This is a genomic window from Nocardia cyriacigeorgica (genome assembly GCF_010868145.1).
Taxonomy (GTDB): Bacteria; Actinomycetota; Actinomycetes; order Mycobacteriales; family Mycobacteriaceae; genus Nocardia; species Nocardia cyriacigeorgica_D.
This window is the reverse complement of record NZ_JAAGUY010000001.1, coordinates 303,656-327,511: the sequence shown is the minus strand read 5'-3', so window position 1 is coordinate 327,511 and position 23,856 is coordinate 303,656. Positions and strand designations below refer to the sequence as shown.

Annotated in this window: 24 protein-coding genes and 1 pseudogene; 14 read left to right on the top strand and 11 right to left on the bottom strand. The window is 66.6% G+C overall.

The genetic code is table 11. From position 1 onward, the window contains the following. Positions 1-63: 63 nt before the first annotated feature. Complete coding sequence (locus GV792_RS01360) at positions 64-1,614, top strand: acyl-CoA carboxylase subunit beta (protein ID WP_163821741.1); 1,551 nt, start codon at positions 64-66, stop codon at positions 1,612-1,614. 202 nt (positions 1,615-1,816) lie between these two features. On the opposite strand, the gene GV792_RS01355 is transcribed toward GV792_RS01360, so the two are convergent. From GV792_RS01355 to GV792_RS01340, 4 genes are all read right to left on the bottom strand, one after another. Further along, the gene (locus tag GV792_RS01355) at positions 1,817-2,674 is read right to left on the bottom strand and encodes a helix-turn-helix domain-containing protein (protein WP_163822188.1); all 858 of its coding nucleotides are present in this window, start codon (positions 2,672-2,674) and stop codon (positions 1,817-1,819) included. 508 nt (positions 2,675-3,182) lie between these two features. Next, entirely contained in the window at positions 3,183-3,962 is a 780-nt protein-coding gene (locus GV792_RS01350) for a class I SAM-dependent methyltransferase (RefSeq protein ID WP_163821740.1), read from the bottom strand. Further along, positions 3,959-4,870, bottom strand: a complete 912-nt coding sequence (locus GV792_RS01345) for a DUF2236 domain-containing protein (protein WP_163821739.1) — start codon at positions 4,868-4,870, stop codon at positions 3,959-3,961. The genes GV792_RS01350 and GV792_RS01345 overlap by 4 nt, the downstream gene beginning before the upstream one ends. A 13-nt stretch (positions 4,871-4,883) precedes the next feature. Continuing rightward, the gene (locus tag GV792_RS01340; protein WP_163821738.1) at positions 4,884-5,105 is read right to left on the bottom strand and encodes a hypothetical protein; all 222 of its coding nucleotides are present in this window, start codon (positions 5,103-5,105) and stop codon (positions 4,884-4,886) included. A gap of 132 nt (positions 5,106-5,237) precedes the next feature. Here GV792_RS01340 and GV792_RS30000 point away from each other — a divergent pair. Together GV792_RS30000 and GV792_RS01330 are read left to right on the top strand one after the other, a co-directional pair. Continuing rightward, positions 5,238-5,318 (top strand): annotated as a pseudogene (locus tag GV792_RS30000) (TetR family transcriptional regulator); the annotation flags it as partial. A 379-nt stretch (positions 5,319-5,697) separates the two neighbouring features. Continuing rightward, complete coding sequence (locus GV792_RS01330) at positions 5,698-6,660, top strand: NAD-dependent epimerase/dehydratase family protein (protein ID WP_163821737.1); 963 nt, start codon at positions 5,698-5,700, stop codon at positions 6,658-6,660. A 96-nt stretch (positions 6,661-6,756) separates the two neighbouring features. Here GV792_RS01330 and GV792_RS01325 read toward each other — a convergent pair whose 3' ends face one another. Then, the gene (locus GV792_RS01325; protein ID WP_163821736.1) at positions 6,757-8,202 is read right to left on the bottom strand and encodes a lipase family protein; all 1,446 of its coding nucleotides are present in this window, start codon (positions 8,200-8,202) and stop codon (positions 6,757-6,759) included. A gap of 213 nt (positions 8,203-8,415) precedes the next feature. After that, complete coding sequence (locus GV792_RS01320) at positions 8,416-9,660, bottom strand: lipase family protein (protein ID WP_163821735.1); 1,245 nt, start codon at positions 9,658-9,660, stop codon at positions 8,416-8,418. 280 nt (positions 9,661-9,940) lie between these two features. On the opposite strand from GV792_RS01320, the gene GV792_RS01315 reads away from it, so the two are divergent. Then, positions 9,941-10,183 (top strand): hypothetical protein, encoded by a 243-nt coding sequence (locus tag GV792_RS01315; protein ID WP_163821734.1) that lies wholly within the window; start codon positions 9,941-9,943, stop codon positions 10,181-10,183. A 21-nt stretch (positions 10,184-10,204) separates the two neighbouring features. Here GV792_RS01315 and GV792_RS01310 read toward each other — a convergent pair whose 3' ends face one another. After that, positions 10,205-11,329, bottom strand: coding sequence for a lipase family protein (locus GV792_RS01310; protein WP_309139059.1), 1,125 nt, complete (start codon positions 11,327-11,329; stop codon positions 10,205-10,207). A 149-nt stretch (positions 11,330-11,478) separates the two neighbouring features. Here GV792_RS01310 and GV792_RS01305 point away from each other — a divergent pair, with 149 nt between their 5' ends. The 3 genes from GV792_RS01305 (at position 11,479) to GV792_RS01295 (ending at position 13,177) form a co-directional block, all read left to right on the top strand. Then, positions 11,479-12,006 carry a DUF2599 domain-containing protein gene (locus tag GV792_RS01305; protein ID WP_163821732.1) on the top strand — a complete coding sequence of 176 codons (528 nt, stop codon included), beginning with the start codon at positions 11,479-11,481 and terminating at the stop codon, positions 12,004-12,006. A gap of 16 nt (positions 12,007-12,022) precedes the next feature. Then, a complete protein-coding gene (locus tag GV792_RS01300) occupies positions 12,023-12,682 on the top strand; it encodes an SDR family oxidoreductase (RefSeq protein WP_163821731.1) in 660 nt (219 codons plus the stop codon). Positions 12,683-12,949: 267 nt separating this feature from the next. Continuing rightward, entirely contained in the window at positions 12,950-13,177 is a 228-nt protein-coding gene (locus GV792_RS01295) for a hypothetical protein (protein WP_163821730.1), read from the top strand. Between the two features lie 137 nt (positions 13,178-13,314). On the opposite strand, the gene GV792_RS01290 is transcribed toward GV792_RS01295, so the two are convergent. Both GV792_RS01290 and GV792_RS01285 read right to left on the bottom strand, forming a co-directional pair. Beyond that, a complete protein-coding gene (locus tag GV792_RS01290; protein WP_163821729.1) occupies positions 13,315-14,202 on the bottom strand; it encodes a helix-turn-helix domain-containing protein in 888 nt (295 codons plus the stop codon). 86 nt (positions 14,203-14,288) lie between these two features. Further along, positions 14,289-14,510 carry a DUF397 domain-containing protein gene (locus GV792_RS01285; RefSeq protein ID WP_163821728.1) on the bottom strand — a complete coding sequence of 74 codons (222 nt, stop codon included), beginning with the start codon at positions 14,508-14,510 and terminating at the stop codon, positions 14,289-14,291. 777 nt (positions 14,511-15,287) lie between these two features. On the opposite strand from GV792_RS01285, the gene GV792_RS01280 reads away from it, so the two are divergent. The 3 genes from GV792_RS01280 (at position 15,288) to GV792_RS01270 (ending at position 17,465) form a co-directional block, all read left to right on the top strand. Then, positions 15,288-15,545: a hypothetical protein gene (locus GV792_RS01280; protein WP_163821727.1), complete on the top strand. Its 258-nt coding sequence runs from the start codon at positions 15,288-15,290 to the stop codon at positions 15,543-15,545. A gap of 149 nt (positions 15,546-15,694) precedes the next feature. After that, complete coding sequence (locus tag GV792_RS01275) at positions 15,695-16,951, top strand: PucR family transcriptional regulator (RefSeq protein ID WP_163821726.1); 1,257 nt, start codon at positions 15,695-15,697, stop codon at positions 16,949-16,951. Between the two features lie 79 nt (positions 16,952-17,030). Beyond that, complete coding sequence (locus GV792_RS01270) at positions 17,031-17,465, top strand: CBS domain-containing protein (RefSeq protein ID WP_163821725.1); 435 nt, start codon at positions 17,031-17,033, stop codon at positions 17,463-17,465. On the opposite strand, the gene GV792_RS01265 is transcribed toward GV792_RS01270, so the two are convergent. Continuing rightward, positions 17,459-17,665 (bottom strand): hypothetical protein, encoded by a 207-nt coding sequence (locus GV792_RS01265; protein ID WP_175583285.1) that lies wholly within the window; start codon positions 17,663-17,665, stop codon positions 17,459-17,461. The two genes, GV792_RS01270 and GV792_RS01265, sit on opposite strands and share 7 nt — an antisense overlap. Before the next feature lie 203 nt (positions 17,666-17,868). Between GV792_RS01265 and GV792_RS01260 the strand changes: the two genes are divergently transcribed. From GV792_RS01260 to GV792_RS01245, 4 genes are read left to right on the top strand one after another with little or no spacing between them, the layout of a single operon-like run. Further along, a complete protein-coding gene (locus tag GV792_RS01260) occupies positions 17,869-19,131 on the top strand; it encodes an aminotransferase class V-fold PLP-dependent enzyme (protein WP_175583286.1) in 1,263 nt (420 codons plus the stop codon). Further along, entirely contained in the window at positions 19,128-20,450 is a 1,323-nt protein-coding gene (locus tag GV792_RS01255) for a heavy-metal-associated domain-containing protein (protein WP_163821724.1), read from the top strand. The genes GV792_RS01260 and GV792_RS01255 overlap by 4 nt, the downstream gene beginning before the upstream one ends. After that, positions 20,447-21,886 carry a decarboxylase gene (locus tag GV792_RS01250; protein ID WP_163821723.1) on the top strand — a complete coding sequence of 480 codons (1,440 nt, stop codon included), beginning with the start codon at positions 20,447-20,449 and terminating at the stop codon, positions 21,884-21,886. Before GV792_RS01255 ends, GV792_RS01250 begins: the two co-directional genes overlap by 4 nt. Before the next feature lie 4 nt (positions 21,887-21,890). After that, complete coding sequence (locus tag GV792_RS01245) at positions 21,891-23,210, top strand: pyridoxal-phosphate dependent enzyme (protein WP_163821722.1); 1,320 nt, start codon at positions 21,891-21,893, stop codon at positions 23,208-23,210. A gap of 25 nt (positions 23,211-23,235) precedes the next feature. Here the strand turns inward: GV792_RS01245 and GV792_RS01240 are convergent, their stop codons facing one another. Continuing rightward, entirely contained in the window at positions 23,236-23,856 is a 621-nt protein-coding gene (locus GV792_RS01240; protein ID WP_163821721.1) for a maleylpyruvate isomerase family mycothiol-dependent enzyme, read from the bottom strand.

Sequence of the window (23,856 nt, the reverse complement as noted above, 5' to 3'; positions counted from 1 at the left end):
CACGGCTCGGCCGCGCGATAGCTATCCGCCGCAGGCGAGTGTGAAGGGCTGGATCCACAGATAATGAGCGGAACTCGAGAAAAGCTGGAACAGCTGCAGGGCATCCTGGAGCTCGCCGAGGAACCCGCCGGCGAAGCCGGTATCACCAAGCGCAAACAGAAGGGCATTCCGAGCGCCAGACAACGAGTCCGCGCACTGCTGGATCCGGGCAGCTTCGTCGAGATCGGGGCACTTGTGCGCCAGCCGGCGACCACCGACGCCATGTACGGCGACGGCGTGGTCACCGGCCGCGGTCGTATCGACGGCAGGCCGGTGGTGGTCGTCGCCCACGATCAGACCGTGTTCGGTGGGTCGGTGGGCGAGATGTTCGGCCGCAAGGTCGCCGCCGCGCTCGACTTCGCCCTCGACAATGCCTGCCCGGTGGTGGCGATCAACGACTCCGGCGGCGCCCGCATCCAGGATGCGGTCACCTCCCTGGCCTGGTACGCGCTGATGAGCCGCAGGCAGGGCAAGCTGTCCGGTTTCGTCCCGCAGGTCTCGATCATGCTGGGCAAATGCGCGGCAGGTTCGGTGTACGCCCCGGTCAACACCGATGTGCTGATCGCGACCGAGAAGTCCTACATGTTCGTCACCGGCCCCGAGGTCATCAAAGAGGTGACCGGCGAAGAGGTCACCATGGAGGAGCTCGGCGGCGCCCATGTGCAGGCCGCCAACGGCACCGTGCACCATGTCGCGGCAACCGAGCAGGACGCTTTCGACTGGGCGCGCAACTACCTGAGCTTCCTGCCGTCGAGCTGCCTGGAGCAGCCTCCGATCGTCAACCCCGGTCTCGAACCCGAGCGCACCGCCTCCGACGTCGAGCTGAACTCGATCATCCCGGACTCCGATACGCACGGCTACGACATGCACGACATCCTGCTGCGGATCTTCGACGACGGCGAGTTCCATGAAATCAGCGCCGCTACCGCACCGAATCTGATCACCGGGTTCACCCGGGTCGACGGACGCAGCATCGGCGTGGTTGCCAATCAGCCGATGGCGCTCGGCGGCGCCATCGACGCCCAATGCTCGGACAAGGCGACCCACTTCATCCGCCTGTGCAATGCCTTCGGCCTGCCGCTGGTGTTCGTGGTCGACACTCCCGGTGTGCTGCCGGGGGTGGAAGAAGAACGCAGCGGAGTCATCAAGCGCGGTGGACGCTTCTTCCGCGCGGTGCTCGAGTCGACGGTGCCGATCGTGACGGTCGTGGTCCGCAAGGCCTATGGCGGCGGGTACGCGGTGATGGGCTGCAAACAGCTCGGCGCCGACATCAGCCTGGCTTGGCCGACCGCGCGCATCGCCGTGATGGGCGCGCAGAGCGCGGTGAGCATCGTCGGTCGCAAACAGCTATCGATGGTGCCCGCCGATCAGCGTGAGGCCGTACGCGACTACATGATCGACCAGTACAACGCCACCACCGCCACGCCGTGGATCGCGGCCGAACGCGGCTACATCGACGCCGTCATCGAGCCGGCCGACACCCGGCTCGAGATCCGGCGCGCTTTGCAGCTGCTGCGCGACAAAGGCACGGTCGCCGAACACGATCCGCGCAAGCACAGCCTGTTCCCCGTGTAGGCCAGTTGTGTTCACTCACAACCGTTTCCGTCGGCCGCAGGAGAATGTCCGAGAACATGCGCCGGGCGATGCCGCAGGGCCCGGGTTCCTCTAACGTCGGTGCCGTGCCCGGTTCTCGTTCGCCGCGTCGACCGGGCGCACGGCCTGCCCGGCGAGTTCGTTCCCTACCCTTGCTCGTCGGGCACGCCACTCCCCTCGGTGGTTACGATTCCTCGCTCGGGTGCCGCAAAATCGGCGGCTGACGCCGGCGCAACCCCCGGAGCAGGCCGGGGGTGCATTCCGGCGGTGTCGCATGGACCAACAGCTGATTCGCCACCGCACGGTAGGCATCGAGGTCGGCGCGTTTGTCCAGGTACAGTGCGCCGGTGAGCTGCTGGATGTAGACGATGTCGGGCAGATCGGACTCGGCGAAGCGCAGGACGGTGAACGCGCCCTCGGTGAGCGCGGGGCCGCCCACATGGTCGGCCAGCAGTTGCACGGTGATGTTGGGCTGCTCCACGGCCGCCATCACGCGGTCGAGCTGTTCGTTCCACACCGCCGACCCGCCGATGCGGCGGCCCAACGCCGCCTCCTCCACCATCAGCCACAACTGGGGCGGGTCAGGACGGGTGAGGATCTCTTGGCGCCGCATCCGCAGCGCGACCCGGCGCTCGATGGCGTCCTCGGATTCGGCCGGATGGGCGAGTCGGATCAGGGCGCGCGCGTATTCGGCGGTCTGCAGTAGTTCCGGTACCGCACGCGGCTCGTACCCGCGGATCATCGAGGCGGCCTGCTCGAGCCCCAGGTACATGTCGAACCATTTGGGCAGCCAATCGTTGTCGCGATGCCACCACCCAGAGGTACCCGCTTCGTGGGCGAGCCGTCGGAATTCGTCGATCTCCGCCGGGTCGGTGACGCCGTAGAGGTCGAGCAGATCCACCAGGTCACGTTCGCGGATGGGGGTACGGCCCAACTCGATCCGGCTGATCTTGGAATGCGAGCCACGGATGTGCTCGCCTGCGGCCTCCCTGGAGAAGTTGCCCGCCTCGCGCAGACGCCGTAACCGGCCGCCGAGCACCATCCGTAAGACCGTCGGCCCGCCGTCGATCGCGGGGGTCCGCTCCCCTGCTCCCCGTGGAACGTCGGCCGGGACAGAACGTAGCTGCGAGGCACCCATCCTTCGAGTCTCCCACGGATCCAGGTGCGCACCGACACGAAAAACATTCGCGCGTAACGGTATCCGAGCGGTTCACCGGGGCCTATCAGCACGGCAGCACCTCGGCGGTGGCCCTTCCGAATAATGTGCGACCACCGCATCTCGCGGTGATCGCCACCGTCGGCGCGGATCGGGCGCCGCGATACGGCCGTGAATGCGATCACCCCGGCACGCACGGGCTCGATCGGGGCGAAACCTGCGAACCGGACGCCATAGTGCGTCACCGCCGACTTCACGCGCGAGCCGTGCACGCTGCACCAGCTTCGCCACAGTCAGTTGACGCACACGGCGGAGGACGGGAGGCGAGGTTCGGCGCCGTCCCTGGCCGCCGGTGCGGCGTCCAGGAGGGTCAAATCTACGGACAAGCGCGTCTCTACTCCGTTCGGCGCTTGCGCCCTGTCACCAAGAGATAGGGGTCGACCAATTCGGAAGTGTTGGTGTCGAAATGTGGACAGGCATAGAGATATTCGCTCAGCCGGGCGCTCGCTTGATGCCACCGGTCAAGGGTCTCCAGTTGCGTTCGCATGGCCGCCAGGCCGCCCATCCGCTCGGCGACTTGGTCAGCGAGGCTGCGCTCATCATCCAGCCGCAATCGCAACGAGTGGGATCGGACCTCGATCGTTTCCAGCCCGGCATTCGCCGCAGCTTCCCCGACGGCTTCGGGATCGCGCCATACGCTCGGGAAGGGCGGTGGTGGCGCATTCAGTTCGTTGGCGAGTATCCGCCGTGCCTCGTTCGGCCACCCATCCGCACTGAGTGTCGTGAACGCTACTGGTCCACCGGGGCGCACGCATCGCACCAACTCCGAGAGAGCATGTGCTGGATCGTGCGCGAAGATGATCCCGAATACCGATACCCCGGCGTGGGCATACGCGGTAGGAAACGGAAGATCTTCGGCATCGGCCACGACGAACTCGGCATCCGTGGTCGGGAGTCGTTCACGGGCCGCGGCGATCTGCGCGGGTGAGGAATCCACACCGATAACTCGTGCCCCATGATGAAGAGCAACCACGGCAGCGTTTCCCGTACCGGTAGCGCTATCCAGCAGAACATCACCGTGACGCAGCCCCAATCCTGCCACCGCCCGCTGCGACGCGGGAAACAGGTATTCGGCAGTCCGCGCATACCGCGCGGGGACCCAGTGCTGGATCATCGTCCTCTCCGTGTGGTTTCAGATGCCGGAGTGGATGGTTTGACCAGTGCCGACTCCTTGTGCTCGGTGATGATGTCGCTGAGCCGGAACACCTCACGTGGATCCGGGAGCAGGTGACGTTGGGCGAATACGGCGACTCGGGCCAGGCGGCGCACTGCGTAACTGAACGCGGCCGGTGGCCGCGGGATACGCAAGGTGTCGATAACGTGTTCTTCGGAGAATGCCAGCGCCAGCCAACGTCCGAACCAGCGCAGTGGCCGCGGGAACCAGCGGGTCGCGAACTGGTCGATGAGCGCGTTCGCCAGCCGTTGGCCGGCCGGCGAATACGCGAAGTCTGCGCCGTATTCGTAGGATTCGAGGAGCTGTTCCATGTCCTGCCATGTGTCCGGGATATCGGCGACGCCGAGGCGTTCGGACACGTTTCGCCAGTGGATGAGCTGGGCGCGGCGCTCATTGTCGCTCAGCCCGGGAGCACCCGCGACATGTCGCAGGAGCCGGTCGTAGATGAGGGTGAAGACTGCGGCACTGTGCTGGAAGGTGTGCATGGGCATCGGCCAGTTCCGGGCGACGCCGGAGTGCCAATTCCGAACGTATTCGAGGCTTTCGATGCTGGCGGGGCTGGACACTCCGTCATCGACCCACGCGAAGAGGTGGAACATGGTCTCGTCGGCGCGTCGGATTCCGTGGTCATAGAGCATCCCGGTGCCGTTGCGGTCCACCGACTCCGCCGAAACAGGTGGACCGGCGAAGCGGACGAATCCGACGGTGTAGAACAGGTGCACCACGAGCAGGCTCTTCGGTAGGAGCTGGCAGCTGGTCAATCTCACGATCCGTTCGCTGTCTACCTCGGGATCGAGTCGTTCGATCTCGGCGCGAATCCATTTCAAGCCACGCTTGTCGGTTGTCATCAGGGTTCTCCCATCAATTGTGTACTGCGGCTGGGGTTTCGTACTTCGGCTCCGGGGCCGGCGCCGGACTGGTGCGCAGCAGGGCGACGGTCAGCACGGCGCCTGTCGCGGCCAGGGCGGCGGCCGCGAATGCGAGGTTCAGTCCGGTAGGCGTCGGCTGCTGCGGATTGCCTGGCCACCACATCGGCGAGCAGCAGAACGGCCCCTCGCCCCGAGTACACCCTGTGCTCTGCATGAGCACAACCTTTCGCTAGAGCATCACTACAGTCAGAATTCACTAGAGTTCTACTCTAGTCAAGTAGTATCCGTGGCATGACAGGCAAAACACCGGTGTGCGGGCGGCCAAGACCACGGCCGAACGAGCAAAATGATGGCAGCGGCACAGGAACTGTTCACCACCCGCGGCTATACACCGACCACGATGAAGGCCATCGCGGATCAGGCCGACACGACAGCGCAGACGCTGTACTTCATCTTCGCGACCAAGCGCGCGATCCTGTCCGAACTACTCGACCTCGAGATCGCTGGCGACGCCGAACTCACCGAGCTCTGGCAGACCAACATCGCCCAGCGTCACCTGGTCCAACTTCGCCTGGCCGAGGCCCTCGCCGCCAAGACGCCGCCGTGCGCTGGCCTCCCCGCCGCCCACGCGCCCGACATCGCTCTCGCCATACTGGCGCCCGAGACCTATCGCCTACTCGTCCACGAACGCGGCTGGACCGATGCCAAGTGGGAATCCTGGGCCACCGACGCCCACACTCTGCCGTTGCTCCCGCCAGGAGGGTCCCGCTGGACTCCATGGGAGTGCCCACACTGGAGGACGTTCGATGAGTGTGCTGGTACTGGGCGGATACGGAGCCGTCGGTGCTCACCTGGTGCGATTGCTGCGCGCGCACAGTATCCCGGTACTTGCGGCCGGGCGCGATGCCGCCCGCGCGGACCGGGTGGTCGATGTCGCCGCGATGGACAGTTTCACAACGGCGTTGACCGGGGTGTCGATCGTGGTGAATTGCGCGGGCGTCGAAGACGTCCGGCTCGCCCAGGAGTGCACCCGCCGCGGGGTGGTGTTCGTCGAGATCTCGGCAACGTCCGACTACGTGCAGGCATTACAGCACGTCGAAGGGCCGGTAGTACTCGGTGTCGGTTTGGCGCCCGGCCTGACGACGCTGCTCGCTGTCGACGCGCTCTCGGGCGACCCCGGCCCGGTCGACATCATGATCGGGCTCGGTTCCGGCGAACACCACGGCCCCGCGGCCACAGCCTGGACCCACCGGCTGATGGGACAGCACTTCGCCGACCCCAGCGGTGCCATTGTTCGCAACTTCACCAAGCCCGCGCACTTCACGATTCCCGAACAAGCCGGATACCAACCGTTTCCCGCGCTGCGCGCCGACTTCGCCGACCAACACCGGCTCACCCACGAATACGCGGTCCCCGTCCGCGCCTATCTGAGATTGGACTCCCGTCTCGCCACCACCGGATTGGCCGCTCTCACATGGGCTCCTGCGCTACGGGCGCTGGCTCCACGGCGAATGCCCGGCAGCGACAGATGGGTGGTCCTCGCCCGACCCACCAATGGACCAATACGGTGGGCCACCGGCCGTGGACAATCCCTGGCCACGGCAGCAGTCGCCGCTACCACGGTCCGGGAGGTGGCACGCCGCCCGTTCTCCGCGCCGACATGGATCCACGAACTACTCGAGATAGGCACGCTCCGGCACGACCTGTCAGCGGCGGGTATCAGACTCCGATACCCGCCTCGACCGACATCGCCGCCGGGGTCCTCCTGAAAGAGCCATCGCCCGGGTGCCCGCACTCGAACCAGCGGCACTGGGCACGACGACAACCAGCGATCACCGGTGTCGTCGACGATCACACGCTGCCCTTCAGCACTCGCTGACCGCAGGTACACCGCGCAGTCGCTCGTCCAGCCACAGCATCGCTTCCGGATAGCCGAGCCCGGCGGCGACGATGTGCTCACCGAAGACGCTGCGGTAGACGGCCGTGGCACCGAGCGCACATTGTTCGTCGAACAGTGCTTTCGCCGCGTCGGCGGGCAGCCAGAACTCCTGTTCACCGTGATAGATGTAGAGCGGGGTACCCGCACGCGTGCCCGTCATCCTTGTCACCCGATAGATATCGGCGGCAAGTGGGGAACGCAGCGGATCGGCCATATCGGCGGCGATATCGATCGGCAGATGCAGGATGCCCGGCAGCGCGAACACCGACACGCACTGGTCCTTCATCGGCGAGGTGGCCACCCACTGCGCCAGATGATTCATCCGGTCCAGGATCTCTGGGCGTTCCCGGCCGATGGCGAAGACCGCGGCCATGAACACCCCCGAGGCCAGATTGGCGTTCATGCTGCGCGCGAGCACCTCGTAGTCGGCAGGCACACCACCCAGTGCGGCACCGACGATCACCGGCGCAAGTTCCGGGGCGTAGCCGTCGATGAGTTTCACCGCGCCGTGTGTCGCGATGGCACCGCCGGAATAGCCGGTGATGCCGAAGCGGCTCGTCCCGAACTCCTGCGGGGCGTGCCAACGGACAGCGCGAATCGCATCGAGGACGGCGTGGCCTGCCACATAGGGTTCGGCGTAGGCCATCCGCGGACCCTCATGATCGGGGATCAGCAGCGCGTAGCCACGCAGCAGCGCCAACTGTGAGGTCGGCGGAATGAAATCGGTCAGTGCGGTATGCGGCGAGAAGCCGTGCGCCAGTGTGTATCCCGGTGTGCAGTCGCGGCCGAGGGCATCGATGGGCAAGTTGTTCACCACCACCGGGCGCGTTCCCTGGCCGGTCCACGCAGCGGCCGGCACCGCCAGTGTCGCAGTCGCGAACGACGGGCGGCCGTGTGCGTCCTCGGTGCGGTACTTCACCAGCTGCGCCCTGGCGATCGGCACGGTCAGCAGTGGTGCGGCCGTGGCGGTGATATCGCGCACCGCGAGCACCTGGCCGTTGGAGTGGGCTGCCAGGTCCGTTGGCCAGATATCGAACATCGGATCGCCCACCGGCGAGGGCAACACCGCCTGATACAGCGCCGCCAACGCGGGCGACGCCGGCTCCGGGGATGTCAGCGCCGGTGCGGCCCCCGGCACCGGGCTCGACGGCAGTGCGGGAATGGGCGGTGGCGGTATCACCTGGTCGATCCACTGTTGGATGCCGGGAAGGATCGTCGCCGGATCGGGTAACGCCGGTGGCCGCGGCAACGGGACACCCCACGCGGGCGCGGCCGGCGGCGGAGCGGAAACAGGCGGCTGGGCCATCGCGGGCCCGGTCGAGAGTAGCCCCGCGACCAAGGCCGCGACGACGGCGGCTCGTAAGGATCTCATGGCACCCGCCTCTTGCAGCGACGTCGAACGCCGGCGCCCGGAGATGCGGTTGTCGAACCCCCGAAACCCCCTTCTGGTCCAGGGCCGGAGGACCAGATTACGCGGCAGCACACACCCGGACACCGCGTCGTGCCCGAGTTGTGTGCTTCGCGACGCCGGATCGTGACGATCAGTGCGGTTACGAGGTCGCCCAGCGATTTTCGGTGCCCGGCCTCAGCAATTGCTCGGCGCGGGTTCGCCACGGAATCTGGCATCGATCCAGACCAGCGCCGCGGGAAGGCCGAGGACGGCCGCGGTCAGGTGGTCCGGTACGGCCACCGTCTCGGCCTGCACCTTAGTGCCGGACGCGCACCAGCGCCGATTGGTGTTCACGATCGAGTCGACCGGAACCAGGCCGTCGATCGGCGAGTGCCATTCGAAGACCGGCATCGTCGGGGCGCCGTCATAGAGCTCGAGGCTGTTCTTCTCGACCACGCCGCGCGCCCGCGGATCGTCGATCATCGACGTCGTCTTGGCGAAATCCAGCGCTCCATGGCCTGCACCCGTGGTGAGAATGCCATTGGTGCAACTGTTGGCTATCGCGGCTCGTGCGGCCAGGCCCCGTGCGTTGAGCTGCTCACTGAGCGGGAAGCGGTTCGGATACTCCCGTTCCAAGCCGAGTCCGGCCGCCAAGGCCAGCCCGAACACCGGATGCGATCCGAGGCCGAGTCCCTCGAGCATCTTCACCAGGTTCATCGGCACGCCGCCCATCGCGGCCCCGGCGATCTTCAGCTCCGGGGCGTAGCTGGGTTGCAGTGCCGCGGCCCATGCGGTCGCCATTCCGCCACCGGAGTAGCCGACCATCGACACCGGGCTGTGCTCGACCTCGAGCTCGCGCACCTGCTTGACCGCACGGATTCCGTCCAGGGTCACCAGCCCACCCAATTTCGCCGCACCGTAGGCGAATTGCGGACCGAGGTGGTCCGGTAGCGCCACGCTCCAGCCGCGCTGCAGCAGCATGTTCCACGCGGGTGCCTCACGCACCATCAGGTCCGGATCGGTCGTGTACAGCACCCGCGACACCGAGCACTGGGCTCCGAGCGCGTTGATGATGTGCTGCATCGACAGCAGCGGCCCGTCCTTGCGATGCGCGCGCGGGGTCAGCACCGTGGTGGTCGCGGCGATCGGCTTACCGGTGGAATTGGTGGAGCGGAACCGCACCACGGTCACCGTCGCATCCGGGAAGATCGCCAGCGGCGGCATCTGACGTACCGCGAGAACGTCGCCCGGCTGCTTGTCGGCCAGCCCTGGCGGTTCGGCATAGAACGGATCAGGGTCGGGAGCGGGATACAGCGGTGCGGCGTTCCCCTGTACGGCCGTGCCTACGGCCATCATCACACCGACGGCCAACGCGCCCGCCGCACGCAGCAGCCGCCGACGCGGCCGTCCCTTTCCAGTCGAAGGTTTGGCCTGCCACATCGACGTCGAGCCTCCCGAAATACGCGATCAGTTTTGTGAACATGCTGTGTCGTGGCAGCCCGCTCCGGCTTGTTACCGGGCAGCCCTTTTGACAATTCACAAGTGTGAGCCGCTCCACCTGTGATCGACGGTGGTGGCCCCTGGTGAAAATCTCCGACACTGCCACGGGTGCCGCTGTGAATTGTCCAGCACGCTCGCTGCAACATGTTCTCGGCAATGGTGAGGACCTACCGTCACACCTACCGGCGCCGATGCCGACGCCGCGGAAGGAGACGGTGATATGGACGGCACAGCACAGGCATTCGCCTACCGCACCCGCCACGTGGAGGCGCCGACGCGGCGCGTCACCGTCTACTTCGACGGTCCGACGCCGGACGACGCGCTGATCCTCGAGTACGCCGCAACCAACACCGAGGCATGGGAATTCACCTCGGCCGCGGTACACGCCGGACTCACCGTCACCGTCGACGGAATGGTCCGGCCCGGACTGCGCCGATTGCCGTGCAGTTCGCTGTGGCATTGACCGCGCCGCTGCCCTGCCTATTCAGGCCCGGCCGAGGATCCGGTGCAGAAAAGCAAGCACCGCGGGGAACGCTTGATCGGCTGCCTCGAGATGGCCGCCCGGATAGACCTCCACCTGCAGGTCGGTGCCCGACAATCGCAGCTCGGCGATGAGTTTCGCGCTCAACGCCGCGGGCACTTCCAAGTCGGCGAGGCCCTGGGCCACGAACAACGGTGTGGAATATCCCGAGGTCGGGATCCGCGTCATCGCGGCGGCGGCCAACAGCGCCGGATCGTCGAGTGGGCGGCGCAGCATCGCGCCGATGGCGATGTCTTTGACCCGCTCATCGGCTTCGCTCACGCATTCGGACTCCACGATCCGCAGCACGTCCTGCCCAACCGGGGTCAGATAGCCGTCGATATCGAGCTCGGGCGCGGTAACCCGCAGCCCGGCGAGCAGCAGACCGAAGTAGGTGGTGGTCCGGCGCAACGGCAGCTGCGGAATCCATGGACCGGCCAGCGGCACCGCCAGCTCCAGATTCGACGGCGCGCCCGTCGCCGCGGCACCGCGGAAATCGAGTTCCGGCGCATCGGCAGGTGCCAGCTGCGCGGTGAACAAGGCGGTCTGCCCACCCTGGGATTGACCGAGCACCGCCCACCGCGTGCTCAGGTCGGCCACCGCGGTCCGCGCGGACCGCACCGCGTCGACCACACTGCGCGCCTGCGACGGACCGTCCAGGTAGGGGTGGATGCCCGGTGTTCCGAGTCCGACATAGTCCGAGACCACTACCGCGTAGCCGGCGTCGAGCAGCAGCGGATAGACGGTGTCGAGATAGTAGTCACGCGGGTTCAGCGTGAACGCGCAGTGGTCGGCGATACCGACCGAACCATGCGCATACGCCACGATCGGCCAGCCACCCGAAGGCGGCGAACCCTGGGGCAGATACACCGCGGCAGTACTCTGCATCGGCCCGCGCGGTCCACGCGACCAGTAGGTCAGCCGTTGCGCCGACGCCGCCTCGGGCACCAGCAACCGCCCCGAGAGCGTCACCGATCCGGTGACCGTGCCCGGCGCTTCCGGCTGGGCCGCGGCCACCGGATTCGCCAAGACGACAGTCACCGCGACTACCGCCCCCGCTGTCGCCGTCATGATCCGAGTCCGCTTCACCGACCGACTATCGCCACCGCGCGGCCCCTCGGGCAAGACACCACAATCGGTGGGGCCGGCAGGGTCGCGATCGGGCCATTCGCCGCGGCAACTACTAAGCTCGATCGGACGGCAGGTGGTGCCGTCGACGAGCTCGGGAGGATCGGCATATGGGGCGACGAACCGCAGGGGCGGTCTGCGCGCTCCTTCTACCCGCCGCGCTCGCGCTGGCAGGCTGCGGATCCGACGACTCCCCCGCCGCCCAGCTCACCACCACCATCGCCGCATCCACCACGACGCTGCCGGCTACGACGACACCCGCGGCCCCGGCCCCGGGCGCCCCCGCAGAAACACCGCTGGCCTCGGCGCCGACCGTCGACCCGTATGCCGGCCAACCTCTGATCGACCACGTCGTCTGGACCGAGAACATCGACGGTCCTCGCCTGCTGGTCCACCCCACCGTCGCCGGTCGCAAGACCACCTACCCCGGCTCCGACGAACGCGCCTGGCAGGAGGTGCTGGCCCAATCCCCCGAGGCGGGCAGCCCCGGTATGCGCGATCAGTTCATCTGCCACTGGGATTGGGCACGCATCGTCGCGCCGGACAAGCCCAGCTGGAACCTGGAACCCTGGCGACCCGACGTCGGCTACCTGGCCGTCGTCGAGGCGCGCTGCAATCCTGGTGGACCGGAACGGTGATGGAAAGGACACGATCATGCGCATCGTCATGGCAGGTGGGCACGGCAAGATCGCGCTGCTGCTGGCCGAATTGCTCACCGGGCGCGGACACAGCGTCGCCGCGCTGATCCGTAATCCCGGCCACGCCCCCGAGGTGTACGCCGTCGGCGCCGAGCCGGTCGTCATCGATCTCGAACGCGCCGACGTCGCTGATCTCGCCGCGACCGTCCAGGGTTCGGACGCCGTGATCTTCGCTGCGGGCGCGGGGCCCGGCAGCACTGCAGCACGTAAGTACACCGTCGACCGCGACGGTTCGGTGCTGCTGGCCGACGCTGCCGAGGCATCGGGTGTACGCCGGTTCCTGCAGATCTCCACGATGGGTGCCGGATTGCCGCCTGCCCCAGGGCGCGACGAGGTCTGGGCTGCCTACATCGATGCCAAGACCCAGGCCGAAGACGATCTGCGGGCCCGCGACCTCGACTGGACGATCCTGCGCCCGGGCGTGCTCACCGATTACGGTGCCACCGGCAAGGTCACGCTCGCACCGCCACGGCTCGCGCGCGGCGATATTGCCAGGGCCGATGTCGCCGCGGTGCTCGCCGAACTGCTTCCCGCCCGCCACACCGCGGGCATGACCTTGGAGCTGGTCGGCGGCGACACCCCCGTCGCGGCCGCGGTGGCAGCCCTCGAACGCTGAAGGTTTGCCCTGCCAAAACCGAAGCGAGCGCGTTCATTAGATCGTGCAGATGTGCTTGCATCTGAAAGGTTCATCAACTTAAACTCGGTCCTACGACGCTTTTACAGGGGACAACCACGAAGGCCGCGTAAGCGCGCCGGCGGTTGAGATCACCATCGGTTCGCTGCCGCCTGACCATGAGGGGCGTTCATGCAACAACCACTACCAAGCGGCCGGTTCGCAGTTGCCGATACCGTCACGGCCGCCCGGTCGGCGAACGGTATTGATATGAGCACTATCTCGGCCACCGGCGGCCGGCGAATCCGCACCCATACCAGAGAGAACGCTGTCGCATTCGTGATCGATGCGGTCGAATCCACCGGTGCGGCAACACGTTACGATTTCGATATCGACCAGATCGTGACCACCGTACACGCGCTGGCCGATGATTGGGATTTCACCGGGTTGCAGAGAGCCACCTTCTGGCGCGTCGCGTCCAGCTTCATCAAGGAGTAGCCGGGCCCACTCCGGTCGCGGCATCGCCCGCGATGACGCTTGCCCGCTCGGCGGCACTCCGAACCCCGACACAACACCGGCCGTGATCGCTTGCAAGGCAAGCGCTCACGGCCGAATTCGTGGGATGGGGAGCCTGGTCACAGGCCCTTCGCGTAGTCGCTGATGATCTCGACCGAACGTTCCGGACGGGCGGCCTGCACGCTGAGCCGATCCATCACGGAGAGATACAACGCCAGATCCTCGCGCCGGTCCAGGTACAACGCGCTGGTCAGGTGCTCGAGATAGACGATGTCGGGTAGCTCCGCCTCGGCGAAACGCAGGATGCTGAACGAACTGCCTGCTGCGGCATGCTCACCCGCCGAATACGGCACCACCTGGATGGTGACGTTGGGCAGCCGCGACAGCTCGACGAGATGAGCCATCTGCGCGCGATGCACGTCTGCGCCGCCGACGGGACGATGCAGCGCTGCCTCGTCGATGACCGCCCAGACGATCGGCGGATCGGACCGATGCAGGATCTCCTGCCTGCGCTGACGCACCGCGACACGGCGATCGGTATTGGCGTCCTCGTAGCCGAGAGTGACCACCGCACGCGTGTATTCCGGAGTCTGCAGCAGGCCCGGCACCAAATGGGCCTCATAGGTGCGGATCTTCGTGGCGGCCTGCTCCAGCCCCAGATATGTACCAAACCAGGATGGCAGCAGATCGCTGTAGCGATGCCACCATCCCGGTTCGTTTGCCTTACGCGCGAGCTCCAGGAAGGTCTCGCGTTCCTCGGGATCGTGGACACCGTAGAGGGTCAGCAGATCCCGGATATCCCGTTCCTTGAAACCGGTGCGGCCGAGCTCGAGGCGGCTGATCTTGGCGTGGGATCCGCGAATGGCGTCGCCTGCCGCCTCGCGGGTGATGCCTTTACCCTCCCGCAGCTTGCGTAGCTGGCCACCGAGCGCGATCCGCAGCACTGTCGGACCACGTTCCGCGACAACGGATTGCACACGACCATCGTCATCGGGCTCTGCGATCATGGAGTCGTCTCCGATACTCGGGAATTACCCACAGTGTGTCACAAACGAGACCGCGAACACACCGCACCGACGGCCCATGCTACCTCTCAGCTAGCCAGATCGTCGAACTCTCCGGCCTTCGCGCCGCGGATGAACGCGTCGATCTCCGGACGGGTATAGAACAGGATCCCCGTCTCGGGCTCGCGCGAATTCCGCACGGCGACCAGGTTGTTGGTGGCCTCCGCCATCTCCACGCAGTTACCACTCGGATTGCTGAATGTGCTCTTGCGCCATGCTCCGGCGACGTGATTGGTGACTGACTCCGCCATTGGACCCACTCCTCGGTTACGACGTTACTTGCGACGCAGTGTTTGCAGATGCACACGCAAATGTTCTTGCATTTGCACCCTCATCTGGACCATAGCACGATGCGCGACCGTTCGCGCCTGTGGATTCGCACCCTTCCGCGACCTCGGCGCAACCCGTGCGACCAGCAGTTGCGACACCGGCGAGGCCGCATCCGGTCAGTGTCCCGCGACGCTTGCGCCATCGGGCCGAATCGCACTCTGCTGCAATGAAATATCTATTCAGCGGTGATCAATGAGGCGCCGCATCGAGTAGCGGGCAACACGGTCTTCGACATCGGGGGTGCGGCCGCCGTGGCAGGGAAACAGCAGATCCGCGCCAAGCTCCCCCTCGACACAGTGACCGCATACAGGCCACGGCGGGTCGACTTTTCACAATCCACGCGATCCGACCGGCCAGAACCCGGCCGGATATCGACGACTGATCGCCGGCAGGCGTCATCTCGGTCACGAAACGAGGACGCACGCACAGATCGGCGACGGTGGGCTATTACTTGTGTATGACTGGGTCTCGCACCAGGGCGGAAGCGATCGGGCAAACCGCATGCGGCACAGCGGTGATCACCGGTCGATCGGCTCGTCGGCTCCGAGATGTTCTTTTCAATGTAAGCTACAAATGTACTTGCATTTGCAAGCTACAGAGCCCTAAACTCGATCATGAGAGTCGGGGAGGTACGCCGGAGTTCACACCGGCGTTGCCATCACACCTCCCCCCACGTTCTGACGCGAGGGGCGGTCGAAATGAGCCAGCCATTCCGAACTCCCCGCCGAGTCGCGGTCACCGGTTCCGCCGGTGTCGAGGCCCTGCGGCACCTTCCCGATGCCCTGAGCCACTTCCCGGCACCCGAGACCGTGACCGGTGACTGCGGCTCCGAGCCACCCGGCCTGACCTATCGCCAAGCACGCGAAATCTTGCGGGTACACGAGGTGCACGGCCCGCGCTGCCGGCAATGGCTCGCTGCCGCCGCGTACCTGTCGGCCGGCCTCGACGACGAGTGAGTCACCGCCCGCCGACGAAATCGAATGCGTCGCCACCGGTTCGGCCGATCTGAGACGAACCCCTTTCTGGACGTCCGTCCACTCGTATAGTGAGGCGAACGAACCGGATGCTGCGGGTTGGCATCCGAGGTGGCAACGGAGCGAACTACATGAGCTTTTCCGCGCTCGACCTTTCGGTCGGCGATAACGACACGGTTCTCGAGATCGGCGGCCAGCCGGCATCGGTGCCACTACAGAACACCGACCGGGTCGCGTCCCGGATGGTCGACTACTTCGCCACCTGCGTCGCGCCGTGCCGCACGCTCCCGGGAGAACAAATGCGGGGTGAGGTCACCGAGGTGACCCGCTACTGTCTCGCCCTGATCGCCGAGATGTTCGACCGGCGCACCCTTCCCGAGGACAAGGCCTTCACCGAGGTGCGTTCGGCCGCCGCGCAATGGGCGCGCGAAGGTGTACCGCTCGGCACCATCGTGCGGGCGTATCACGAGGGAGTGCGCATCGCCTTCGGTCTCGTCACCGCACGTGCCGCGGCCAATGACGTGGACGAGGTCATCGCTGCCACTGATCTGATCCTCGAACTACTCGAAGCCCTGACCGTCGCGGTCTCGGATTCCTATGCCCACGAACAACAGCTGGTCGCGCGGGAACATCAGACTGCCACCCAAACCCTTGCCTCGGCGCTGCTGAGCGGCCGCTCGCATGCCGCCCTCGCGCTGCAGTCCGGGATCCCCGTCGCCGAGCGCTATCAGGTAGTGGCCCTGTTCATTCCGCCGCATCCCGATGAGCGCGACCTGCGCGTCGATACCCGGGTGGCGGCGCGGCGCAAACTGCGCCGGGTGCAATCGGAGTTGGCTGTCGTTTTCGAATCGACGGTACTGGCCCTGCTCAGCCCGCAGGGCGGCACGCTGCTCATCCCCCTCGACGGCGAGGTCGAACTGACCGACGACGTCCTGGTCCGGCTCTCGACCGCCGCCGAGGTGCCGGTCACCGCCGCGATGGTGGCCAGTACCACCGGTGAAGTACCCGAGGCCGCCGATCAGGCCCATGAACTGCTCGGTTTGGTGCGGGCGGGTGAACGTCCGGCGGGCCTGTATCAGATGACCGACCTCGCGGTGGAATACCAGCTCACCAGGGGCGGGCCGGCCACCCGGCGGATCGCGACCATCCTGGAACCGCTCGACGACCATCCGGAGCTTTTCGCGACCATGCGGGCGTATCTGCGCAACGATATGAACCGCCAGCTCACCGCGCGGCAGCTGTATGTGCATCCGAACACCGTTGATTACCGGCTGCGTCGGATCGCCCAGCTCACCACCGTCGACCTCGCGACTTCGGCCGGCATTTCGCAGGCCGCTATCGCGCTGCTGGCGCGGGATTTGGATCGCGGTTCCGCCGCCCGCCCCTAGGCGATGCCGATTCGTGCTGGTCACGACGTCGCCGAAGAGGGATCCTAATAGGCGGAGTGTCCCTCTTGGATGGTGAACTATGCGAATCGCGGAAATTTTGCGCAGGAAAGGCAGTGAGGTAGCGACCGTCCGGCCCGACTCGACGGTGCGTGAGCTGCTGGCGACCCTCGCCGCGCACAATATCGGCGCGGTGGTCGTTTCCTCGGATGGTGTCGGTATCACCGGCATCGTCTCCGAACGCGACGTTGTGCGCAGCCTGCATCTGCTCGGCACCGATCTGCTCGACGCCCCGGTATCGCAGATCATGACCGCCGACGTGCGGACCTGCGACCCGGATGATCTGGTCGAGGGCCTGCGGCGCACCATGACCGACCACCGCGTCCGGCATCTGCCGGTGGTGCGCGATGGCCGGTTGGTCGGCATCGTCAGCATCGGCGATGTGGTCAAGAGCGCGATCTCCGAGCTCGCGACCGAACGCGAACATCTGGTGGGTTACCTGCAGGGCACCTACTGAGTTCGCGACAACTCGGCGGTATCGCCCAGATCCGCGGACGGCCAGTGCACGGGGCGCATGAACACCACGATCTGCGCCCCGAAGCGTCCTGACGCGCGCACATAGCCCTCCACGTTCTCGGCGGGCAGGAACAAGGCGGCCATTTCCCGGTTGTCCGCCTCGGTCATCGGCTCGACGCGGGTGACGGGCTTGGTCGGCACCCTACGCCCGGCCACCGACGTATTCGCTGCGCCACGGCACCGCGCGATGCTCTCCGGACACCCCCAACGAGTGTGAAAACTGTTGGGTGGGAGAAAAGTTCGAAGGTTGTGCGGTTTGTGCGTATCGTTGGGCGTTATCCAGCGCGTCCGGCGGAGGGAGCGTCACGGTGGGGTCACCTGCGCAAGCGTCGCACTCGGTATCGGTGCCGAACAACGCACATCCCTTCGCGCCCGCTCATCGCGCCATCGACACGGCGCGCGCGTTGTTCCCTGCGCTCGAGGACACAAGGGAGGTGTACCTCGACAGCGCCGCAACCACACAGAAACCGTGGCCGGTCATCGACGCGGTGACCGGTTATCACCGCGCGCGCACCGCCAACGCCGGGCGCGGTGCGTATCGGTGGTCCACCGAACTGGCCGGCCGGATCGCCGAGGTGCGGACACGGATGGCGCGCTTCATCGGTGCAAGCCACACCGACGAGGTGGTGTTCACCGGGGGCGCCACCGCGGCCCTCAATGCCGTCGCACTGTCGTGGGGTCTGGCTGCGCTCGCCGACGGCGATCAGATCCTGTTCAACCCGAACGATCACGCCGCCAATGTGGTGCCCTGGCATCATCTGCGCGAGATCCTGGCCCGGTTCGGTAGCCACATCGAACTGGTGCCATATCGGGTCACCGACCTCGGTGAGGCCGATATCGCCGATATCGCAGACAAGATCGGCCCGCGGACCCGGCTGATCACCACCAGCCACCTGCACCATGTGTACGGCGCCGTCACCACGCTCGAGGAGCTACGCGGGCGGATCCCGCCGCACGTGCTGCTGTGTTTCGATTGCAGCCAGAGTGCCGGTCATCTGCCCGTCGACGTCGCCGAACTCGGCGCCGACTTCGCGGTGTTCGCCGCGCACAAGATGTTCGGCGCACCAGGCGCAGGGGTCCTGTACTGCCATCGCCGCGTGCACGATCAGCTGATTCCGTTCCTGCCCGGCGGCCATTCCGGTGGCCGGACAACCGGCGACGGCCGGGCCGTGATGCCAGGTCTGCTCGAAGGCGGGACACCCGATATCCCAGCGTTGCTGGCGCTCGGCGCGGCACTCGACGTCCTGGATTCGTTCGGCCTGTCCGCAATCGCCGAGCACAACCGCGACCTCACCGTTCGGCTCCTCGACGGCCTGCGCACGGTCCCCGGTGTGCGATTCCTGCCCGGGCCCGCGCATGCGCCGTGTGTGACCGGATACGGCATCGTCTCGTTCACCCTCGACGGGATCTCGGCCGACGACCTCGGCTTCGTCCTCGCCGAATCCGGCTTCATGGTCCGCACCGGGGCACATTGTGTGCCCGGCGATCCGGCGGGATCGACGTCGGACATCGAGTCGGTGCGGGTCAGCACCCAGATCTACAACACGCGTACGGAGATCGATCGTTTCACCGACTGCGTCCGGCAGGTCGCCGAGGAGGTCCTATGACTGAAGCATCGACAGCCGGTAGCACCGGCGGCACCGCCCGCTACGACCGGCGCGCTGCCTCCAGGGTCCTCGCCGAGCTCGCCCAGCCGGGCCTGTTCGCCGAAGCGGCGGCAGCGCGCACCCGGCGTCTCGAATACACCAGCACTCCGTTGACGCCCGAGCCCGGCCGTCGCCTCACCCTCTCGCAACGGCTGTACCTGGAGCGATTCATGCAGCCATGCCGCCAGGATCAGGTCACCAGCGCCAGTCATCGCATCACCTGGACCGATAGCCAAGGCATCCCCAATACCGGCCACTATCGCGACGACGGCCTCGGCCCTTCCGTGCCGATCGCCGCCCGCGAGGCCGTCCTGGAGCTCTGGGATGGCTTGGCGGCCAACAGCCTGCTCGCCGAGCGCGCCGCCGAGCTCGATGGCCGCGCACACGCGCTATTGGCCGGGACCACTACCGACCACGATCCGGTCGAAATCTTCCGCGTCGGTGTCGAGGCTACCGGGCGCACTCTGGCTCAGCATGCCCTGCTGGCCCGCCAGACGCCCTATCGCGACGCCGCCGAATTCGCGCGCGGGATACTCGATTCCGGGATATTCGCGGCAGTGGCGACACGGTGGTACTGGGAATTGCAGGCCTCCACCTATCGGCGCGGCATGATCCCGGTGACGTTGCTCGCCCAGCCCGACGCGACGGTGCGGTACTCGGCGGAGACGGTGGCGGTGTTGCGGGCGATGAAGGATGCCACGATCGCCGACGCGCATACGGTGATGCGGCGCGCCACCGGGCCCGAAGGTCTCACTGTGGCCGCAGCGATCGAGAAGTACCACGATGATCTCGATCTCATCTCCCGCCAGTACGCGCTGCTGCCCTCCGGCGCGCGGCCGGCGTGCCTGGCGGCCATGCCGCACCGAATCGCCGACGAGCACTACAGCATTCTTCCGGTGGTGGCCGAGCGGTTCGTGGCCGCCTTCGTGGCGATCCACGCCGGTCTCGTCGTCACACCGGTGTCCGGCGACGTGGATAGGCCGGACAGCGACGGTCCGATCGCCGCCGACGATCAGGTCTTCTACGTGTCCGATATGACCTGCAAGCACTGCGTGCGCACGATCGGCGGCGTGTTGGAGTCGATGGGTATCCGAGTGGCCGATATCGATCTGGTCAGCAAGCGGGTGGTGGCCGAATTCCGCAGCCCACGCAATCGGGCCCGCGCATTCGAGGCAATCCGCGACGGCGGATACAACCCGTCGGCGGCGCCGGTGCGGACGGAGGCCGCGTCGGGCGCGAACAAGGAGCAGGCAACCTTCTCAGCGGAATCCACCCGATGACCGCACCCGCTCTGCCCGCACTGATCGATCCGATGGTGCGGGCATTCCTCGACGAGCGCAGGGCGCTCGATGCCGCGCTGGCGATGTACGGCTCCCCGTTGAATCTGGTGTTCCCCGAGGTATTCGCACAGAATCTCACCCGATTACGAGCCGAACTGGAGCAACGACCGGCGCGATATCGAATCTGCTACGCGCACAAGGTGAACCAGGCGGGGTCGTTCGTCCATGCCGCGGCGAGCGCGGGGATCGGCATCGATGTGGCCTCCGTCGGCGAGCTCGACAGCGCGCGGGGCGCAGGATTCGCATCCGGACGGATCGAGGCAACCGGACCGAAGGGCGCCACCTTCCTGCGGCAGCTGATCGGCGACGGTGTCGTGGTGAACGTGGACAACCAGTGGGAGCTCGACACCATCACCGAGCTGGCCGCCCGGTCCGCACCGGTGCCGGTGCTGCTGCGGGTATCGGGCCTCGACGCGGGCCGGGTGAGTCGATTCGGGATACCACTGGCCCGGGTGGACCGCGCACTGGCGACAGCGGCCGCGCATCGGGACCGGATCAGCTTCCGCGGGTTCGCCTTCCACCTCGATTCCGGTGACGTCGGCGAACGGGTGCGCGCTGTGGACCGGTGCCTCGCCCTCACCGAGCGCGCTTACGAGCTGGGCCTGTCCCCATCGGTGCTGAACATCGGCGGCGGCCTGCGGCAGGTGTTCACAGCCGACGCCGCCGGCTTCGAACAGTATGTGCAGGCGCTGCGTGCCTCGCTTGCCGGCGACGGCGCGCCGATGAGCTGGGGGAACACCACCTTCGGTTTCCACGTGGAGGGCGGGTCGGTGCGGGGTGTACCGGTGTTCCACAAGTACGGCAATACCGTTGCGGCCGATCGGATGCTGGCCGAACTGCTGGATGCGCCATTGGAGCGACACGGTGGGCGGACCGTCGCGCAGGTCGCCGCCGACAACCTGCTCGAGCTGTGGCTGGAACCCGGCAAGGCGCTGGTCGATCATGCGGGCGTCACGGTGGCCACGGTCGAGGTGGTGAAGGAGGCCGCCGATGGCACGACCCTGGTCGATCTCGATATCAGCCGGGACGCGGTGACACCGGCCGATCAAGAGGTCATGGTCGATCCGCTGGTACTGCCCGGTGACGGGCGGGCAGTGGTGGATGCTCCGGCACAGGTGTATTTCGCCGGGCGACTGTGCCTCGAGCGGGATCTGATCACCAACCGTGTGGTGGCCCTGCCCTGGTTGCCGCGACCGGGTGATCTGGTGGTTTTCCCGAATACCGCCGCCTACCACATGGATCTATCGGCGGCGTCCGCATCGATGCGGCCACCACCGGCCAAGGTCGCCGTCATCGGCGACGCCGACGGGTTCCGGACGTGCGCCGATGCCGAGTTCCGGGCCACCTCGACCGCCGGGCTATCGGAGGTGCACTGACCTGATGCCCTACGACCACATCACCGAACTCATCGGCAACACTCCCCTGCTGCGCCTCGACCCCGCTGTGCACGGACTCGACGGAGTCCAGCTGTACGCGAAGCTGGAGTCACACAACCCGTTCGGCTCGGTCAAGGACCGGGTGGCGTGGGCGATGATCCGCGACGAGATCACCGATATCGGAGCCGAGGGCCGGACTCTCATCGAAGCCTCCAGCGGCAACACCGCCAAGGCGCTGCGGGTGCTCGGTGCGGTGCACGGTATCGGGTTGCGGGCGGTGACCAATCGGATCAAGGTCGAGGAGGTCCGAGATCTGCTGCGGCTGCTCGGCACCGAGATCGTCGAATTGCCGGGGCTCTCCGAATGCCCGGACCCGACCACACCGAACGACGTGTACTCGGTGATCGAATCAACGATGTCCGAGCGTCCCGGCGCCTTTCATCACCCCTCGCAATACACCAACGACAAGAACGTGCAGGCCCACCACGACGGCACTGGACGCGAGATCCACGACGACCTGGCCGCCGCGGGCATCGATCGTGTCGACTACCTGATCGGCGGGCTCGGCACCACCGGATCGACCCGCGGTACCGCCACCTATTTGCGCAAACACCATCCGGAGTTACACACGATCGCGGTGGTGTCGGAACGATCCGATTTCATCCCTGGTATCCGTTCCGAGCACGAGATGTGGGATGTGGGACTGTTCCAGCCCGACTTCTACGACCGCATCGTCACCGTGGATTCGACCCGCGCGGTCGAGGCGACACTTGCCTTGGCCTCGGGATACGGAGTTCTCGCTGGCCCGACCAGCGGCGCGGCCTACGCGGCAGCAGTGGATACGCTTGCGGCCCTGGATCGTTCGGGCCCGGAGCCGATCGTTGCGGTGCTCGTCGTCTGCGATCGGATCGAACCGTATCTGTCCTACATCAAAAAGCGCAGGCCTGACCTGTTCGGCGGCACCCAGCGGCGGCACGCGCCGACCCCCGCAGAACTGGCGGAGGTGCCGGTGCTCACTCCCGCCGAGCTCGCCGAACTGTCTACCGCCGAGCATCCGATCCTGGTGGATACCAGGGGCGCCATGGCCTACCGGATCGGGCACGTCCCCGGTTCACTCAATATCCCCGACGACCATCTCGGCGACCTGCTCACCCACGGCACCCCGTTCTCCGCTTCGCGACCGGTGGTGTTCATCTGTCCCACCGGCGACCTGTCCCGCCACTTCGCCGCCACTACCCGCCGCACCGGGCACCGCTCCTACAGCCTCGCTGGTGGATTGATCGCGTGGCGAGATGCCGGTCTACCGCTGGAACGCGGCAGTTGAGACGTACCGCATGAGCAGCGGATGGTCAGTCGCCGACCAGAACCGTCGGCGTGATTCGGCCGGTGAGCAGGAGCAACAGGGTCGACGCTCGAGCGGCGATCAGCGTGCCCTCCCCCACCCGCCAGTCGGTGTCGGTGGCGCTGAGTCGATACCCGGCAAGCTGTCGTTCGGCGTGGAACGGCCATCCCATGGTCCAGAGCCGGTGTAACGACCAGCGAGCCGGTTCCGCCGGGATCTCGTGAGACAGGCCGAGCGGTACGGCGATGTCCTGGCCGTGGACCAGCAGATCCATCAGGCGATCGGTGGGTGTGGTACGGATCGGCGTGAACCGGGTATCGATGCGGTCGCGGAGCAGGTCAAGCAGTTCGGCGGTGCTGACCTGTCGGGCGAGGCGGACGGCGGTGTCGTGGTTGAGCCGATCGATACTGCCGCGGGCCCGGACAAGCTGCCACAGCAACCAACTCGTCGATGAACCGGAGCTGATCACCACGTGGGCGACGACCTCGCGCACCCGCCATCCCGCGCACAGCGAATCCCGGTTCCAGTCGCTGTCAGGGAGCGCGGCGAGCAGCTCCACCAGGCGCCTTCGTTCCGCGGCGATCGCCTGCCATACCTGCTCGTCAGACGGGTTGTGGGCCTGTGCCAT

What these genes read in the sequence shown, in the direction of transcription:
- GV792_RS01255 (WP_163821724.1), top strand. Translation starts at nt 19,128, where the DNA reads ATGACTGAAGCATCGACAGCCGGTAGCACCGGCGGCACCGCCCGCTAC.
- GV792_RS01295 (WP_163821730.1), top strand. Translation starts at nt 12,950, where the DNA reads ATGAGCACTATCTCGGCCACCGGCGGCCGGCGAATCCGCACCCATACC.
- GV792_RS01285 (WP_163821728.1), bottom strand. Translation starts at nt 14,510, where the DNA reads ATGGCGGAGTCAGTCACCAATCACGTCGCCGGAGCATGGCGCAAGAGC.
- GV792_RS01305 (WP_163821732.1), top strand. Translation starts at nt 11,479, where the DNA reads ATGGGGCGACGAACCGCAGGGGCGGTCTGCGCGCTCCTTCTACCCGCC.
- GV792_RS01280 (WP_163821727.1), top strand. Translation starts at nt 15,288, where the DNA reads ATGAGCCAGCCATTCCGAACTCCCCGCCGAGTCGCGGTCACCGGTTCC.
- GV792_RS01315 (WP_163821734.1), top strand. Translation starts at nt 9,941, where the DNA reads ATGGACGGCACAGCACAGGCATTCGCCTACCGCACCCGCCACGTGGAG.
- GV792_RS01240 (WP_163821721.1), bottom strand. Translation starts at nt 23,856, where the DNA reads ATGGCACAGGCCCACAACCCGTCTGACGAGCAGGTATGGCAGGCGATC.
- GV792_RS01300 (WP_163821731.1), top strand. Translation starts at nt 12,023, where the DNA reads ATGCGCATCGTCATGGCAGGTGGGCACGGCAAGATCGCGCTGCTGCTG.
- GV792_RS01270 (WP_163821725.1), top strand. Translation starts at nt 17,031, where the DNA reads ATGCGAATCGCGGAAATTTTGCGCAGGAAAGGCAGTGAGGTAGCGACC.
- GV792_RS01250 (WP_163821723.1), top strand. Translation starts at nt 20,447, where the DNA reads ATGACCGCACCCGCTCTGCCCGCACTGATCGATCCGATGGTGCGGGCA.
- GV792_RS01290 (WP_163821729.1), bottom strand. Translation starts at nt 14,202, where the DNA reads ATGATCGCAGAGCCCGATGACGATGGTCGTGTGCAATCCGTTGTCGCG.
- GV792_RS01330 (WP_163821737.1), top strand. Translation starts at nt 5,698, where the DNA reads ATGAGTGTGCTGGTACTGGGCGGATACGGAGCCGTCGGTGCTCACCTG.
- GV792_RS01360 (WP_163821741.1), top strand. Translation starts at nt 64, where the DNA reads ATGAGCGGAACTCGAGAAAAGCTGGAACAGCTGCAGGGCATCCTGGAG.
- GV792_RS01350 (WP_163821740.1), bottom strand. Translation starts at nt 3,962, where the DNA reads ATGATCCAGCACTGGGTCCCCGCGCGGTATGCGCGGACTGCCGAATAC.
- GV792_RS01340 (WP_163821738.1), bottom strand. Translation starts at nt 5,105, where the DNA reads ATGCAGAGCACAGGGTGTACTCGGGGCGAGGGGCCGTTCTGCTGCTCG.
- GV792_RS01325 (WP_163821736.1), bottom strand. Translation starts at nt 8,202, where the DNA reads ATGAGATCCTTACGAGCCGCCGTCGTCGCGGCCTTGGTCGCGGGGCTA.
- GV792_RS01275 (WP_163821726.1), top strand. Translation starts at nt 15,695, where the DNA reads ATGAGCTTTTCCGCGCTCGACCTTTCGGTCGGCGATAACGACACGGTT.
- GV792_RS01320 (WP_163821735.1), bottom strand. Translation starts at nt 9,660, where the DNA reads ATGTGGCAGGCCAAACCTTCGACTGGAAAGGGACGGCCGCGTCGGCGG.
- GV792_RS01245 (WP_163821722.1), top strand. Translation starts at nt 21,891, where the DNA reads ATGCCCTACGACCACATCACCGAACTCATCGGCAACACTCCCCTGCTG.
- GV792_RS01345 (WP_163821739.1), bottom strand. Translation starts at nt 4,870, where the DNA reads ATGACAACCGACAAGCGTGGCTTGAAATGGATTCGCGCCGAGATCGAA.
- GV792_RS01355 (WP_163822188.1), bottom strand. Translation starts at nt 2,674, where the DNA reads ATGGTGCTCGGCGGCCGGTTACGGCGTCTGCGCGAGGCGGGCAACTTC.